Genomic DNA, 16,329 nt, shown 5'->3' with positions numbered 1-16,329 from the left:
TAAAGCAGACTTGATTGTGAATTTTTTCACATATTGATTCGCCGCTTTGTAAAAAAATGTCCTGTGCGTATTGAGAGGCATGAGGGCATACGGATTTTGTACTTGTCAAAGGTTCAAAATATCGAGAAAGGAATGATTCTAAAATGGCAAGAAAAATGAAAACCATGGACGGAAACAACGCTGCTGCATGGGCTTCGTACCCGTTTACAGAAGTCGCTGCTATCTATCCGATCACACCTTCCTCAGTTATGGCTGAGGTTACGGACCAGTGGGCCGCCAAGGGTCAGACAAATATTTTCGGCACTCCCGTAAGGGTAGCTGAAATGCAGTCCGAAGCGGGCGCTTCCGGTACTGTTCACGGCTCGCTCGCGGCAGGCGCTCTTACAACCACCTATACCGCTTCACAGGGTCTTCTTCTGATGATCCCCAATATGTATAAGATCGCCGGAGAGCTTCTCCCCTGCGTAATCCATGTTTCCGCAAGATGCGTAGCTTCTCACGCGCTTAATATTTTCGGCGACCATTCCGACATTTATGCCTGCCGTCAGACCGGCTTTGCAATGCTTTGCTCCTCAAACGTTCAGGAGGTTATGGACCTGGGAACCGTAGCTCACCTTTCAACTATCAAGGGAAGAGTTCCTTTCCTTCACTTCTTCGACGGCTTCAGAACCTCTCACGAGATTCAGAAGATCGAGGTTTGGGATAAGGACGACGTTGCTTCTATGGTCGACATGGACGCCGTACAGGAATTCAGAAACAGAGCTATCAATCCTGAGCACCCGGTTCTCCGCGGCTCCGCTCAGAACGGCGACATCTTCTTCCAGGCACGCGAGGCCTGCAACCCCTACTACGACGCTATTCCCGGCGTAGTCGAGGAATACATGAACAAGGTAAACGAGAAGATCGGCACCGACTACAAGCTGTTCAACTACTACGGCGCTCCCGACGCTACTCATGTTATCGTAGCAATGGGTTCGGTATGCGATACTATCGAAGAAACAATAGATTACCTCAACGAAAAGGAAGGCACAAAGCTTGGTCTTGTCAAGGTAAGGCTTTACAGACCCTTCTGCGCCGACAAGCTTGTTGAAGCTATCCCTTCAACCTGCGAGCAGATCTCCGTTCTCGACAGAACCAAGGAGCCCGGCTCTCTCGGCGAGCCTCTTTACCTCGACGTTGTCGCCGCTCTCAAGGGCACTCAGTTCCACGATATTCCCGTAGCCTCCGGAAGATACGGTCTCGGCTCCAAGGATACTACTCCGGCTCAGATCAAGGCGGTTTACTGGAACGCTTCATGGAAGGATACCTACAAGCCGAGATTCACTATCGGAATCAAGGACGACGTTACAAATCTTTCTCTTGACGCTGAGGAAAAGCTTGACTCCGCTCCTGCCGGCACGACCGCCTGCAAATTCTGGGGACTGGGAGCCGACGGTACCGTAGGCGCCAACAAGAACTCCATCAAGATCATCGGAGATCATACCGACCTCTACGCTCAGGCATATTTTGCCTACGACTCCAAGAAGTCCGGCGGCGTAACCGTATCGCACCTGAGATTCGGCAAAACCCCTATCAAGTCCACATACCTTATCAACCAGGCTGATTTCGTCGCCTGCCATAACGAGTCGTATATTACAAAGTACGATATGGTTTCCGACATCAAGCCGGGCGGAACCTTCCTGCTCAACTGCCAGTGGACGGAGCAGGAGCTTGAAAAGCACCTCCCCGGCCAGGTAAAGAGATATATCGCTCAGAACGGCATTAAGTTCTATACAATCAACGGCGTAAAGATCGGTAAAGAGATCGGTCTTGGCAACAGGATAAACACCGTGCTTCAGTCCGCCTTCTTTAAGCTTGCCAACATCATTCCTATCGAGGACGCGGTAAAATATATGAAGGACGCCGCAACAGCCTCCTACTCAAAGAAGGGCGACGCTGTCGTAAAGATGAACCACGACGCTATCGACGCCGGCTATCAGCAGGTCGTTGAGGTCAAGGTTCCCGAGGCATGGAAAAACGCCGAGGATACCGCGATGGGTATGCCGAAGGCTAAGTGCGCCGACAAGACTCTTGAGAAATTCGTAAACGAGATCCAGATCCCCTGCAACGAGCAGAAGGGCGATTCGCTCCCCGTTTCAACCTTTGTTGATATGGCAGACGGTACGTTCCCGCAGGGTTCAGCCGCGTTTGAAAAGAGAGGAATCGCGGTTGACGTTCCTAAGTGGATTCCTGAAAACTGTATCCAGTGCAACTTCTGTTCATATGTATGTCCTCATGCGGTTATCCGTCCCTGCGTAATGACTGAGGCTGAGCTTAAAAAGGCTCCTAAGCTTGCGCAGGACAAGGCTGTTCCTATGACCGGAATGCCCGGCTACTACTTTATGGTAACAATGTCCGCTCTGGACTGCACAGGCTGCGGCTCCTGCGTAAACGTATGCCCTGGAAAGAAAGGAAATAAGGCTCTTAACCTTATGCCTCTCGAAACACAGCTTGCAGAGCAGGAAGTGTTCAATTACGCGCGCACCCTTCCCGAAAAGCCTGAGATTCTTGAAAAATTTAAGCAGACAACCGTCAAGGGCTCTCAGTTCAAGCAGCCGCTTCTCGAATTCTCGGGCGCCTGCGCGGGCTGCGGAGAAACACCCTACGCTAAGCTTGTAACACAGCTGTTCGGCGACAGAATGTATATCGCCAACGCAACCGGATGCTCTTCGATCTGGGGCGGCTCCGCGCCTTCAACTCCTTATACGACAAACAAGAACGGCAAGGGTCCGGCTTGGGCTAACTCGCTGTTTGAGGATAACGCCGAGTACGGCTACGGTATGTTCCTTGCTCAGAATACTATCAGGCAGAGAACTATCGGCAAGATTCTTGAGCTTGAAAAGACCACCAAGTCCGCTTCTCTCAAGAAGGCTATCGAGGGCTACCTCTCAACGATCGACGACGGCGCCGCTAACTCGCCTGCTACCGACGCTCTTGTAGACGCTCTCAAGAAGTCCAAGACCAAGGCTGCCGAGGAAATTCTTAAGGACGCCGATTATCTCCGCAAGAAGTCCCTCTGGGTATTCGGAGGCGACGGCTGGGCTTACGATATAGGCTTCTCAGGACTTGACCATGTTATCGCTTCCGGCGAGGACGTAAACATCTTCGTATTTGATACCGAGGTTTACTCAAATACAGGCGGACAGTCCTCCAAGTCTACTCCTACCGGAGCTATCGCTCAGTTTGCCGCGGCAGGTAAGGAAGTAAAGAAAAAGGATCTTGCCGGAATCGCTATGAGCTACGGCTATGTATACGTTGCTCACATCGCAATGGGCGCGGATTATAATCAGTGCATCAAGGCAATTTCCGAGGCTGAGGCTTATCACGGTCCTTCGCTTATCATCGCATACGCTCCGTGTATCAACCACGGCATCAAGGGCGGTATGTCCATAGCTCAGACTGAGGAGAAGAAGGCTGTAGAGTGCGGCTACTGGCACCTTTACAGATTCAATCCCGCGCTCAAGGCTGAGGGCAAGAATCCGTTTACTCTTGATTCCAAGGCTCCAAGCAAGGATTATAAGGACTTCCTTATGGGCGAGGTTCGTTATAACGCTCTTGCAAGACAGAATCCTGAAAGAGCTGAAAAGCTGTTTGATAAGGCTGTCAAGAACGCCGCGGACAGATACGATTATCTGGTTAGATACGCTAAGCTTTACAATAACGAAGAAAAGTAATCAGGGCTTTCAATATCAGAATCCTCCGTGCGAATTTGCGCGGAGGATTTTTTATATAATTTATCAATTTTACTGACAAAACCGCTTCCGTACATAAAACAAAAAGCAGGTATGTTATAAAAAATTTTCAAAACCCCCTTGACTCTCAACCTAACTTAAGGTTTATACTTGTATACATAAGGTACCTTAAATTATCAACAGGAGGCTTAAGCAATGAAGATCGGAGAGTTTGCCAGAATCTGCAATACAAAAATATCCGTACTAAGACATTACGATAAGGAAGGTCTGCTGAAGCCTGAGTATATCGACCGGTTTACAGGCTACCGATATTACTCGGCTGAGCAGGTTGAAGTGTTTTTCCGGATAGCCGCTTTAAAAAAGGCAGGCTTTTCCCTTGCGCAGATAAACGAATTTATATCTGAAAAAAGAAGCAGCCAGGAGCTGATAGAGCTGTTCAGACTGAAAAGAGCCCAGCTTTACGCGGCGCTTTCCGACCTTAAAGAAGCCGAAAAAACTTTGTTAGGAGCTGAGCTTATGATTAATGTGATTTTTATTGAAACCAACGAGGGTTTAAAGGCTAAAAGCGAAAAGGTAGACGGCAGCGAATTTAACAGCGCCTGCGAAGCAATCGAGCAGGCTGTCGTTTCACAGGATTGTCAGCGTATTTCAGAATATCGCTCATTCGGAGAGCCGGGAACAAATCAGATAGAGGCTGTCTGCGATGTTGTAAGGCTTAACGGGACGGAAACGGAGCCGAGAGAAAATACAAACCTGCCCTTTGAAGATGATCCGCTCGTTGTGGGAAAATGGGAAACCATAGGCGAATACGCCGTAAAACAGGATTTTTTCGCGGATAAATTCTGTACCGAAAGCCCGTATACCGAAGCGCCCAAGGAAATTTATTTTCTTCCGGAAGGAAAACGGTACTGGTGCTACGGCTGGACTAAAGGCAGGCTGCTTATTGACACCGGCGAAAGTACAACGGTAAACCCCTATGAAATCGAGGATTACAACGGCGATCGTTATATGTTTGTATCTCACAAATCATATAATTACCGCAGAGGAGGAAAGCCGACGGTTCTGGTGCTGCGCCAGCTTGACAATAAGGCGTATTCGGCGGAAGGTCTGGCGAAAAAAGATGATATATCAATGCCGTTTGCAGACGACAGACGAGTAATAGGCAAGTGGAAAGCTTTTGATTTCTGCCGTACAAAGGAGGAATTTTCGCCTGAACGCAAAAGCGAACAAAAGCTGCATTTCAGCGAGCTGGAATTTCTTGAAAACGGAAGCTGTATAAGCAGATACGGCGATGAAATAATAAGCGGAGATAATATGCAGGTCTGGACAAAAGGCTATGTTCTGAGAAAATGGAACAGCAGCGCCTGCGCCTATGAGATACGAACGGTAAACGGAACGGATTATCTGATTATTGAATGGAAAAGCGGCGACTACATATGGGGCGGCTTTGATACGGATTATTACGTCTTTATAAGAAGCGTCTGAAATTAAAGCAGACCTGTAACAGACCGCGCCCATACCTCTGAACCGCAACCCCCGTACCTTACATATTCTCAACAATATATACCCGTTATTTCAAACAAAATCCCTGTCATTAAAAGATTATATACAAATCCAAAAGCATATGCACAAATGTTCTACGTGGAACAATAAAAAATCGCTGCTGCCGGACGATAATCCAGAAGCAGCGTTTTATTTACATTTCATTCGGCATGAAAAAACACTTTTTCATATCTATATTTCCGTTTTCCAGAAACGGCACTCCGTCAGCTTCAAGCAGGCTGCGGTGAAGCTGCTCCCAGCCCTTTATAAGCTCGCCCTTACGGTTTACTACCCTGTACCAGGGCAGCTGCTCCGGGCAATTGCTCATCGCATAACCCACAAACCTCGCGGCGCGCGGTCTGCCCATTGCGGCAGCTATCGCTCCGTAGGTAGTTACTCTTCCCTTCGGGATAAGCGCAATGATCTCATATACTATTTGTGAAAAGGATTTTTCCTGCTCCATACTGCCGATCATTCCTCCCGAATGTAAATAAAATCCAAAGGCGGAGCAAAGACGGCGCCGCGTTATTCCGCAGAGCCGGTCATAGTCCGCCGTTGATTCCTGATTATTAGTATCCGCTGTTTTGACCGCAATTATTCGTTTGTGGTAACGGTAATGTTGGGAGCGGACGACTCTCCGTCGGAATTGGCCTTTGCCGCCTCCTCACGCTCTTTTCTTACTCTGATGAGGGTCTGCTTGATGGACTCAAGCATCTCCTTTGTAAATGGAAGATTCTGGTTCATGGGATTTATTACGAATCCGACAACATTCGGCGTCTTTTCTGTCAACGCGGCTATATCGCCGAATTTCATTGCAAAGCCCTGGTAATTCTGCTCCGTCTTGAATTTGGCAAGCTCATCCGCGTCGGTAAACACAGGGAAAAACGTTCCCTTTTCCTTGTGAGTGATAAGCAGGAATTTTGCCTGAGGCTTGTCCTCAAATTTAACGTGGTTTTCCGCGTCGGCTACAAGCTGAGTGTTTTTGTTGATGACCGCGGGAACAAGGAAGGTTCCTCTCAGCGCGGTATTGATCACCTTGTTCTGAGTTTCTGCCTTAAAGTCCTTTCTCATCTCGGCGATCGCCTCTACAAGAGCGGAATTTTCAATTACTGTTTTCTGATTTTCATTTGCCATGATTTAATACTCCTTAATTTAAATTAATTGGTTTCTTCCAAATTGGTTTCTATTATGAATTTAGGACGTTCTTTCGTTTCAAGATAGATCTTTCCGATGTATTCTCCGATAACTCCGATAGCCAGCAGCTGAAGTCCGCCCAGCGCCCAAACCGAAACGACCGTTGTAGTCCAGCCCGCGACGGTTTTGCCCATGCACCAGATCACAAAGAAATAAATCAGCATTATTATTGAAACGAGAAAGACCAGCAGACCCAGACTTGTAATCAGCCGTATCGGCTTTACGGAAAGAGAGGTTATTCCCTCTACCGCAAAGGAGATCATTTTCTTCAGCGGATACTTGGATTCGCCCGCCTGACGTTCGTTCCTTACATATGTAACTATATCGCTTTTAAAGCCTACCATGGGAACGAGTCCCCTCAGAAACAGGTTGACTTCCTTAAATTCAGAAAGAGCCTCCACCGCCCGCCTACTCATAAGGCGGTAATCGGCATGATTATAGGTTATCTCCACGCCCAGCTTCGCAAGCAGCTTATAGTACGCCTGCGCCGTTCCTCTTTTAAAGGCGGTGTCCTTTTCCCTTGAGGAACGCACTCCGTAAACTATATCGCAGCCCTCCGCGCGTTTTTCCAGAAAGCCGTCGATCGCGCCTATATCGTCCTGTAAATCCGCGTCCATTGAAATCAATATATCGGCGTAATTCTTAGCGGTCATAAGTCCGGCAAGCAGAGCGTTCTGGTGACCTTTGTTTCTTGACAGCTTCAGTCCGGTAAACATGGGATTCAGGGAGTGAAGCTTCTCAATTATTTCCCACGTTTTGTCCTTTGAGCCGTCGTCAACAAACATTACCTTGCTGTCTGAGGATATTTTTCTGTCCGAGATAAGCGCGTCCATTTTCTTCATAAGCGCTTCCGCCGTAATGGGGAGCATTTCCTCCTCGTTATAGCATGGAATAACCAGATACAAAGTTTCCATCTTCCGTTCAGTTCCTTTCAGCTGTTACTTTTAATTTGAAGCAAAGCCCGATGCAAGCTTGCGGGACATCAGCGCTAGGTTATATGTATATTAAACAATCTCTCTGTATTTTCTCTTGCTTTATCAACAAGCTCCTGAGGCGTTACGCCTATCAGCGCGGCGCCCGCTTCCGCCGTATATTCTATCATATCGCTGGTGCAGCGCTTACCTCTGTAAGGCTCGGGAGCCATATAGGGACAGTCGGTTTCAAGCAGAATCCTATCCGTCGGAACCGCGCAGAACGACTTTTTTACCTTTTTAGCGTTTTTGAACGTAAGTACGCCGGTAAAGCCCACATAAAGTCCAAGACCCACAAGCTCGCGCGCAACCTCCGGCGAGCCTGAAAAACAATGCACGACTCCCCTCGGTCTGTATTTACGCATTATCTCCAGAAAATCGGCAGTCGCGTCCCGGCAGTGAAATATAAGCGGCAGCCCATGCTTTTGCGCAAATTCAATCTGGTCGCACAGCAGTCTTATCTGAAGCTCTCTGTCGTATCCGTCGTAATGATAATCAAGACCTACCTCGCCGACGGCAACTATCTTATCCGACCGCCCTGCAAGCCCTTCAAGTATGCCGATATAGTCTTCAGGCAGCCTGTCGCAGCACTCGGGGTGAAAGCCGACGGACGTATAGTAATTCTCGTAGGTTTCAGCCATTTTTATTCCATAAAGCGCCGACTTTTCATCGGTGCAGGCATGAATAAGCAGACCTACCGCGGAGTTTTCGCCCAGAAGCATAGCGTCAAGCAGCTTATCCCTGTCCTTATCAAAGGCGCTGTCGTCGTAATGACAATGAGAATCAGCAATTCCTTTTATAAGCTATCAGCCCCTTCGTTAAATGTATACGTTGATATTATAACACACATTTCAGTTTTTGTAAAGCGTTTTTTAGTAGAAATTGCACAAAAACAATATACCCCTTTAACGCTCCCACATAACGTTTTATCTTAACGGCTCAGAAGATCGGCTGTGTATAAGCAATCGGACGAACGCAGATACCGCCCCGCGTTCGTCCGATTTACATAATTAATTTATCAGCATAGCCGCTTCAGGACAAGTCTAGCTGTCCAGCGTATAGCCGAAGCCTAATATCTGCATGGCGTTGTCCTCAGAGCCCTCAGCCATTGATATTTCAATCTCATATTCCGTATTTTCAGCCTGCATTCCGATATTGATTATCTGAGGATTGCCCCAGCCTGAGGGGGAAACAGGGTCTACGTCCAGCTCGTTATAAAGCTCTCCGTTGCAGGTTACCTTTACATGAACGGGACCGAAATTTCCCTGCTTCATTTCCTTATAGATAAGATAAACGAATTTTCCGGTAAATTTGAATTTAAGCGGCTCGTTTCCCTCGCCGGGCGAATAACTCCAGCCGTCTGTAAAGCTTGCAACGTCGGTGCCCTCTGTCCAGCTTCCGAGAGATTCAGGAGTAAGACTGGTATTCTCATAAAGGTGAGCGCCGAGCTGTCTGGGCGAATAAAAGGGTTCGGAGGGATAGACGTATTCCTCCGCCTGAACGTCCATGACCGTATCAAAATAGTAATCGACCATCTCCGCCACCAGCCTATGCCCCTCGGTATTGGGGTGCGACTGGTCGTCTGAGAAGTCCTCCCACTTCATCTGGTTGTTTTCAAACATATAGCGCAAGGCGTCGCAGTAGGAGATCATAGGCAGGCTGTAATGCTCTCCTATAGCTTTCATATAATCCTGAGCGGAATAATCCTCCGCCGTTACAGAAAACAGCAGCACTACGGCAACGTCCCTTTCAAGAAGCTCCCGCACTATGCTTTCGTAGGCGTTCTGATATTCGGCGTCCGTTCCGTCGTTTACGGCAAATTCAATAAAGCAAACGTCCGGCTCGTATTGCAGCACATCTCTTTCAAGCCGGAGTATTCCCAGCGTAGAGGGAGTTCCGCTGAGACCGGCGTTGCAATACTCAACGTTATCGCCCGTACCGAATTTCTCAGCAAAATAATCATATGTAAGCTTCGCGTAGCAATCGCTGTCGCCCGCGGTAAGACCCTCTGTAATGGAGCCGCCGAGATAAGCCACTGTCACTTTCTCGCCGGACTGAGCCTTTTTGATTTTTTCCTGCATTTTTGAAGTGTTTCCATAGGAATACATAGCCTTTCTGATCATTGCTTCATGCCATTCCTCGGGGGTTTCCGGCGTTTTCTCCGCCTCGGACACGACGGCGCCGGATTCAGCCGTGCTAACGGAGCTTCCGTCCTTTTCGCCGCAGCCTGCCAGGCAGGTAAGCGAAAGTTCTGCCGCAGCAAAAAAAGCAATTGCTTTTCTGAAATCCATAATTTCCTCCTTAAACGTTTTCAAGCCGTATATACGCAAAAAAGCATGGACAAAGCCATACTTTTTCGCATATAGTCTATAAATAATTTTAGTTCGGTACAGCAAAAAGTACGGCAAAAACCGTACCTTTTGCTATTTTATCAGTTGACAACCGCCTTTTCGGTTTCCTTATCAAAGATATGGATTCTGTTAGGATCGATAGCGATCTTGATCTCATCCTGCGGTCTTGCAGTCGAACGGGGTGAAACTCTCGCGGTAAGAGAAATACCCTCGCAGGTAAGGTACAGATAGGTTTCAGCGCCCATCATTTCAGTTACTTCAACAGTCGCGTTGATAACGCCTGTCTTGGCAGTTGAAAGGAACATCTCCTCATCGTGGAGACACTCGGGACGTACGCCGAGAACGACTTCCTGATCCACCAGCGGCTCAAGAACCTCAGGGTCAGCCTTGGACTCAGGCACTTCAACGGTATACTTAACGCCGCGGGACGTCTTTGTATCCTCAGAACCGAACTCAACCACATACTTTCCGTCTATCTTGAGCAGCTTAGCATCGATAAAGTTCATCTGAGGCGATCCGATAAAGCCTGCAACAAACTGGTTTACAGGATTGTTGTAAAGATTTGTCGGAGTGTCAATCTGCTGAATATATCCGTCCTTCATTACAACGATTCTGTCACCCATCGTCATAGCCTCTGTCTGGTCGTGGGTTACATAGATAAACGTTGTACCCAGCTTCTTATGAAGCTTTGAGATCTCGGTTCTCATCTGAGCACGGAGCTTAGCGTCAAGGTTTGACAAAGGCTCGTCAAGAAGGAATACCTGCGGCTCACGCACGATAGCTCTTCCAAGAGCAACACGCTGTCTCTGACCGCCCGAAAGAGCCTTCGGCTTTCTGTCGAGAAGGTGAGAGATGTCGAGGATTCTTGCAGCCTCCTCTACCTTTCTGGCGATTTCGTCCTTAGGAACCTTACGGAGCTTAAGACCGAACGCCATGTTCTCGAAAACCGTCATATGAGGATACAGAGCGTAGTTCTGGAAAACCATCGCGATATCTCTGTCCTTAGGAGCTATATCATTAACAAGTCTGTCGCCGATATAAAGTTCGCCTTCGCTGATCTCCTCAAGTCCGGCGATCATTCTCAGGGTCGTGGACTTACCGCATCCTGAAGGGCCAACGAGAATAATAAACTCCTTGTCCTTAATTTCGATGTTGAAGTCGGAAACCGCGATTACACCGCCTGCATACTTCTTATAAATTTCTCTTAATGATACACTTGCCATCTTTATAAGAACCTCCCTATTGAAATTTTACTAATTACCATATTAGCTATACTAATATCATAACAAATTTTTCATATGCACACAAGAGTTTTTTTCACTAAACTTTATTATAACTCTTTATAAATAATGACGAAAAATCAACAATGTTTTCCATTAAATGTAAACCAAGCCGCTATCGCGCCAAAAGTTTTTCAACATCTTTGTGCAAAATCTCCAAACACTTTCCAAGAGGCAGGTCGGGGTCAAGAGGCAGGCTTCCGATGGAAATTCTTCTAAGATAAACCACCCTGTTGCCGAGCGCCTGAAACATTCTTTTCACCTGATGAAACTTGCCTTCGTGAAGCACAAGCGTACATTCAAACGGGTCTTTGCCGCCCTTGAATTCCGCCGGCAGGCATTTTTCGTTTCCGTCAATGGTCATTCCTCCGGCAAAGGCTTCCGCATAGCCTTCTTCCCACGGCTTTTCAAGCCGCGCAAAGTAGGTCTTGGGAACATGGCTTTTCGGCGAAAGCATTTTATGCGCCAGCTCTCCGTCGTCGGTAAGCAGCACAAAGCCCTCGGTATCCTTATCCAGCCGTCCGGCGGGAAACAGTCCGCTCCGGCGGTATTCCTCAGGTATTATTTCAAGAACGGTCCTTGATCTGCCGCCCTTTGAGGAGCATACTACTCCCCGCGGCTTGTTGAGCATGATATACAGGTGTTCGCGGTAGCTTATTCTTTCTCCGTTCACACATATTTCGGCGCGGCTTTCGTCTATATGGGTATCAGGCTTTTTTACGGTCTGACCGTTTACAGAAACCATGCCCTTACGGCAAAGCTCCTTTACCATGCTGCGGGAAATATCCGGACGCTGAGAGGAAATAAATTTGTCCAGGCGCATAATATCTCCTTTTGACCTAAAGGCTTTATAAATACAAAAATAAAACAAAGCGACGCCGATCCGATGGCGGTATGCGAAACATAAAGTTTACATTTCAGATATACCAGTAATCCTACACAAAGCCGCTGACCATAACGCACGCTGTTTTTTCCGTTATAATTTTTTGAATCTGATAAAAATATTATATCACACTGCAATACAAAAGTAAAGGGCGGATAACTATAATCCGCCCATGCAAATCAGACTATTTCACTTCGGAATTTTTCAGTCCCTGAATAAAGCCGTCAAGCTCGGTGCAGCAGACGTCGCCGCCGATCAGAACTCCGTCGCATATCATAAGATTGCAGATCATGCAGTCCTTATCCTCGTGTCCGCTGTAGTTGTACACCTGATAGGTATAGACCTCCACCGTTTTTCCTTTGTATTTTTCCAGATCGAAGCCCTGCTTTTTCTGAAGCTCGTTGTATTCCTCATAAACGTCGTTGAATTCCTCGGGTATTGTTATGACCTTACATTCGGTGTATTTCTCCGAAACCGCCCAGCCCATGGATTTCAGAAAATCCTGACGCTGGGTCTCGGTTTTAAGAGTATAGACCGTCGGCTTGCCGGCCTTGCCGATGATGACCGCTATGACCACGATAACGCACAGCAGTATCGCTACGGCTCCCGCCAGCGCAGCGCAGGGCTTTTTGACTTTTACCGTTTTAACAAACATAAATTTCCCTCATTTCCGGACGCTCGTCAGCCACGTCCTGTTTTTTGTAAATATATATGCCTTGGTTTTTTGTTTGATTACACAGGACGAGCCGGAGGGATAAAAAATTTTTTCCGTAGCATATTAATTAAAGAATACGCTCAGGGAGGAACGGCTGTGAAAAATTCGGGAAAATCAAGGCTTCTGGCAATGACGGTTCTTATTCTTGTATCGGCGGCGGTCTGCGTCGCGGTGCTGTTCAACGTTCAGCTTTACGCGGTTTACGCCGTATGGAAAACTCCGAGGATCACGAAGGTAAGGGAGGATATTCTTGCCGCAAGAGGAAACATTTACGACAGAAACGGCGTGCTGCTTGCCGGAACGGATAAAAACGGAGAAAGATACTATCCCGAAAACACCGCCGTTCATATTATCGGAGCTCTCAATTCCTCCGGCGAGGCGCAGGGCGGGATAGAGCTTGCTTACGACTCTTATCTTTCCGGCGAAAACGGCTACGCGGAGCTTGAATATACCACCGTAAAGGGAGAAACGTATCTTTCCGGCGAAAGCGTCGTTCCTGCCCGAAACGGAAAAAACGTTTATCTGACCGTTGATTCGCGGCTTCAGCTTAAGGCCGAGGATATTCTGAAGAGCGCGCTCAGCGAATATGAAAGCGGCGTAGTATACGAGGACTGGGCTCCCGCCTCCGGCTCAGGAGGGGCGGTGACGGTTCTGGACACCGATACGGGCGAGGTGCTTGCGATGGCGTCCGCACCCGATTTTGAGCTTGCTGACTTTTCTGAGAATTACGATGAAATAATTGAAAACAAAAACTCTCCGCTGTTAAACAGAGCGACTCAGGGGCTGTACCGCCCCGGCTCAACGCTGAAAACCTGCACCGCCATAGCCGCCTTGTCCGAGGGAGTTATAACTCCGAGCACTTATTTTTTCTGCAAGGGATATTACGACCTGTCGGGAATGAAATTTTCCTGCATGAACGAGCACAGGTTCACAACGGTAAGAAAAGCGCTGGAGGTAAGCTGCAATATATTTTTCTACAAGACCTCTCAAAGGCTGGGGATAGACAGTCTTGTACGGTATGAAAGAATGTTCGGGCTGGGAGAAAGTCCGGACTTCGAGCTTCCCGCTTACGGGGGACGCCTTGCCTCCCCTGAGCTTTTTGAAAGCATGGGAGAAATATGGACGGAGGGGCAGCTGCTTCAGGCTGCGATAGGTCAGTCGGAAACCGCCTGCACTCCTTTGCAGATGGCTCTTATGGCTGAACAGCTCGCCAACAGAGGAGTAAGATTCTCGCCGAGTATCGTGCTGAAGATAACCGACGAAAGCGGCAATACTCTTTATTCCTCCGGCACGAGAATAGCCGCTGTCGCCGAGGACATAAACGGAGCGTACGAAACCTGCGTAGAGGGAATGACCGATTCCTCCAAATACACCTACGGAGAATACGCATTGTCGCAGCTTGGGGAGCAGACGGCGATAAAAACAGGTACGCCGCAGTCTCCCAGAGGCTACGACAGCGCGGTAATAGGATTTTATCCCGCATACAAGCCTGAAATTGCCTTTTCAGTAATTCTTGAGGGCGGAGCAAACGCAAAAAACACCGTATTCGGACTGATAACCTCCTGGTCCTAGCGCGGACGGCGCAATTCGCGATACGCTCGCAAGCTCGCTTCGGAAAGCTGTATAATACTGGCTTGACGCCGCGTTTTTTACAATTGACAATTAATTTTGCGTGTTTAAGTCCTAGCGCGGACGGCGTAATTCGCGATCCGCCCGCAAGCTCGCTTCGGAAAACTGTATAATACTGGTTTGACGCCGCGTTTTTTACAATTGACAATTAATTTTGCGTGTTTAAGTCCTGGCGCGGACGGCGCAATTCGCGATACGCTCGCAAGCTCGCTCGGAAAGCTGTATAATACTGGCTTGGCGCTGCGGTTTTTGCGTTAAAAAGTTATTTTGTTTGTTAAATCTCGGTTAAAACGGACATTGCGCTTTTTACCGAATTGATAATTATCAGAAATATATTGTGCAATATAACTAATAAACACGCAAAAAATTATTATGAATTAACGATTTTATACTTTTTTATGATTTATGCTTTGACAATTTTAAATTATGTGGTAAAATAATAATAGGTAACGTCAGACGGCTCTGCGGAATAATTGGTATTTTTTACCGAGAGCGTGCCGTACCTGTGTAAATATAACATTTCACACTGCGTTCAGGCGCAGTTCTGATAAACGAAAGGAGCAATAGGAATTATGTCGAAGATTATTGCGGTTACATCCGGTAAAGGCGGAACCGGAAAATCCTCTATCAGCGCCTGCCTCGGCTACGCTCTTGCCAAGCAGGGAAACAGAACCCTTATTATCGAGCTTGACTTCGGACTGAGATGTATGGATATCATGCTTGGAATGCAGGGGAATATAACCTACGATCTGGGAGATGTTCTGGAAGGCACCTGCGACGTTTATAAAGCTACGACGACTGTAAAGCTGGCGTCTAACCTCAGCGTGCTCTGCGCGCCTTCCGATCCGTTCGTTCAGCTCAAGGCGGAGGATATTGAGAAGATCACTTCCGAGATGAGAAAATATTTTGAGTACATAATTATCGACACCTCCGCCGGAATCAACGGCTCGGTATTCGATATCGTCACAAATTCAGACCTGATACTTATAGTTACTACTCCCGACCCCGTCTGCGTGCGCGACGCAAGAATGATGTCCGACGAGTTCTATAAGAGAGGAAATCAGAAGCAGCGCCTTATCATCAACAAGGCAAGCAGGAGGATATTTGAATTTGACGAAATGGACGATCTTGACGCTATTATTGATACGGTAGGCGTTCAGCTGCTGGGAGTTATTCCCGAGGACAGCGCGATTCCGCTGGCGACCGGCAAGGGCGCGCCGCTTTCGTCAAGCTCCATGGGCTTTTTGGCTTTCTCAGCAATTTCAAGGAGAATAAAGGGAGAGCATATACCTATTTCCATTAAAATCTGACAAGCTTCGGCTTTTTGAAAACAACTACACGAATTGGGGGGACTAAACTTGAATATTGCGCTTATCGCTCACGATTCCAAAAAGGAGCTGATGGTACAGTTCTGTATCGCCTACTGCGGAATACTGAGCAGACACAACCTATGTGCGACCGGAACCACAGCAAAAGTAGTAAGCGAGGCTACCGGACTTAAGATCCAGCGTTATTTAAGCGGATCTCAGGGCGGAGATCAGCAGATCGGAGCGAGAATATCCTGCAATGAGATTGATATACTGCTGTTTTTCAGAGACCCTCTCTCGCCGAAGCCCCACGAGCCTAACGAGTTTAACCTGTTAAGACTGTGCGACGTTCACAATATTCCGGTTGCGACGAATATCGCCACTGCCGAGGCTCTTATTCATTCCCTTGAGCGCGGCGACCTTGACTGGAGAGATATTGTCAATCCCGCAAGGTATTGAGCAGCGCTGTACGGTGAAGCTTCAACGGCTTCGCGCGCCGATTTGTCCGCGCGCAATCGCTTTTTTAAATCTGAATAATCAAATGCTATGACGGGGAGAGTAGATTTATTTTAAGCTTGTCAGCGAGGGCGGAGGGTGAAAGCGCCTATGCTTTGATAAATTGAAGGACGCCTCACGAGCACATATTTGTTTAAGGGTATGCGTAACCTCTGCGTTAAAGAGAAGATGAGCGGCTGAGTTTCGCGCTGCGCGGACTTGGCAATTAGG

13 protein-coding genes and 1 other annotated feature (1 of these 14 only partly in view) are annotated in these 16,329 nt (G+C 47.8%); of the genes, 5 read left to right on the top strand and 8 right to left on the bottom strand.

Annotation, left to right across the window (positions count from 1 at the left end; translation table 11 throughout):
* Positions 1–143: 143 nt before the first annotated feature.
* Both nifJ and EIH25_RS09215 read left to right on the top strand, forming a co-directional pair.
* A complete protein-coding gene (gene nifJ, locus EIH25_RS09220; RefSeq protein ID WP_124100781.1) occupies positions 144–3,713 on the top strand; it encodes a pyruvate:ferredoxin (flavodoxin) oxidoreductase in 3,570 nt (1,189 codons plus the stop codon).
* A gap of 213 nt (positions 3,714–3,926) precedes the next feature.
* Positions 3,927–5,216, top strand: a complete 1,290-nt coding sequence (locus tag EIH25_RS09215; RefSeq protein WP_124100780.1) for a helix-turn-helix domain-containing protein — start codon at positions 3,927–3,929, stop codon at positions 5,214–5,216.
* A gap of 211 nt (positions 5,217–5,427) precedes the next feature.
* On the opposite strand, the gene EIH25_RS09210 is transcribed toward EIH25_RS09215, so the two are convergent.
* The 8 genes from EIH25_RS09210 to EIH25_RS09175 form a co-directional block, all read right to left on the bottom strand.
* Complete coding sequence (locus EIH25_RS09210) at positions 5,428–5,748, bottom strand: MGMT family protein (RefSeq protein WP_243113135.1); 321 nt, start codon at positions 5,746–5,748, stop codon at positions 5,428–5,430.
* A 119-nt stretch (positions 5,749–5,867) separates the two neighbouring features.
* Positions 5,868–6,407: an SseB family protein gene (locus EIH25_RS09205; protein WP_124100778.1), complete on the bottom strand. Its 540-nt coding sequence runs from the start codon at positions 6,405–6,407 to the stop codon at positions 5,868–5,870.
* Between the two features lie 23 nt (positions 6,408–6,430).
* Positions 6,431–7,381, bottom strand: a complete 951-nt coding sequence (locus EIH25_RS09200; RefSeq protein WP_124100777.1) for a glycosyltransferase family 2 protein — start codon at positions 7,379–7,381, stop codon at positions 6,431–6,433.
* 74 nt (positions 7,382–7,455) lie between these two features.
* Positions 7,456–8,229, bottom strand: coding sequence for a TatD family hydrolase (locus EIH25_RS09195; protein ID WP_124100776.1), 774 nt, complete (start codon positions 8,227–8,229; stop codon positions 7,456–7,458).
* A 252-nt stretch (positions 8,230–8,481) separates the two neighbouring features.
* Positions 8,482–9,729 carry an SGNH/GDSL hydrolase family protein gene (locus tag EIH25_RS09190; protein ID WP_124100775.1) on the bottom strand — a complete coding sequence of 416 codons (1,248 nt, stop codon included), beginning with the start codon at positions 9,727–9,729 and terminating at the stop codon, positions 8,482–8,484.
* A 140-nt stretch (positions 9,730–9,869) separates the two neighbouring features.
* The gene (gene ugpC / locus EIH25_RS09185; RefSeq protein ID WP_124100774.1) at positions 9,870–11,012 is read right to left on the bottom strand and encodes a sn-glycerol-3-phosphate ABC transporter ATP-binding protein UgpC; all 1,143 of its coding nucleotides are present in this window, start codon (positions 11,010–11,012) and stop codon (positions 9,870–9,872) included.
* 172 nt (positions 11,013–11,184) lie between these two features.
* A complete protein-coding gene (locus tag EIH25_RS09180) occupies positions 11,185–11,892 on the bottom strand; it encodes a pseudouridine synthase (protein WP_124100773.1) in 708 nt (235 codons plus the stop codon).
* Positions 11,893–12,136: 244 nt separating this feature from the next.
* Positions 12,137–12,607 (bottom strand): DUF4830 domain-containing protein, encoded by a 471-nt coding sequence (locus EIH25_RS09175; RefSeq protein ID WP_124100772.1) that lies wholly within the window; start codon positions 12,605–12,607, stop codon positions 12,137–12,139.
* Positions 12,608–12,763: 156 nt separating this feature from the next.
* On the opposite strand from EIH25_RS09175, the gene EIH25_RS09170 reads away from it, so the two are divergent.
* From EIH25_RS09170 to EIH25_RS09160, 3 genes are all read left to right on the top strand, one after another.
* Positions 12,764–14,239: a penicillin-binding transpeptidase domain-containing protein gene (locus tag EIH25_RS09170; protein ID WP_124100771.1), complete on the top strand. Its 1,476-nt coding sequence runs from the start codon at positions 12,764–12,766 to the stop codon at positions 14,237–14,239.
* 629 nt (positions 14,240–14,868) lie between these two features.
* On the top strand, positions 14,869–15,606 hold the full coding sequence (locus EIH25_RS09165; RefSeq protein WP_124100770.1) for a P-loop NTPase: 738 nt from the start codon (positions 14,869–14,871) through the stop codon (positions 15,604–15,606).
* A gap of 48 nt (positions 15,607–15,654) precedes the next feature.
* Entirely contained in the window at positions 15,655–16,062 is a 408-nt protein-coding gene (locus EIH25_RS09160) for a methylglyoxal synthase (RefSeq protein WP_124100769.1), read from the top strand.
* A 78-nt stretch (positions 16,063–16,140) separates the two neighbouring features.
* Positions 16,141–16,329: a binding site (T-box leader), on the top strand (it continues 29 nt past the right edge of the window).

It is taken from the genome of Ruminococcus sp. Marseille-P6503, assembly GCF_900604945.1.
In the GTDB taxonomy this organism is placed as follows: Bacteria; Bacillota; Clostridia; order Oscillospirales; family Ruminococcaceae; genus FB2012.
Note: the sequence above shows the minus strand (reverse complement) of the source record. Positions and strands in the feature narration are given on the sequence as shown.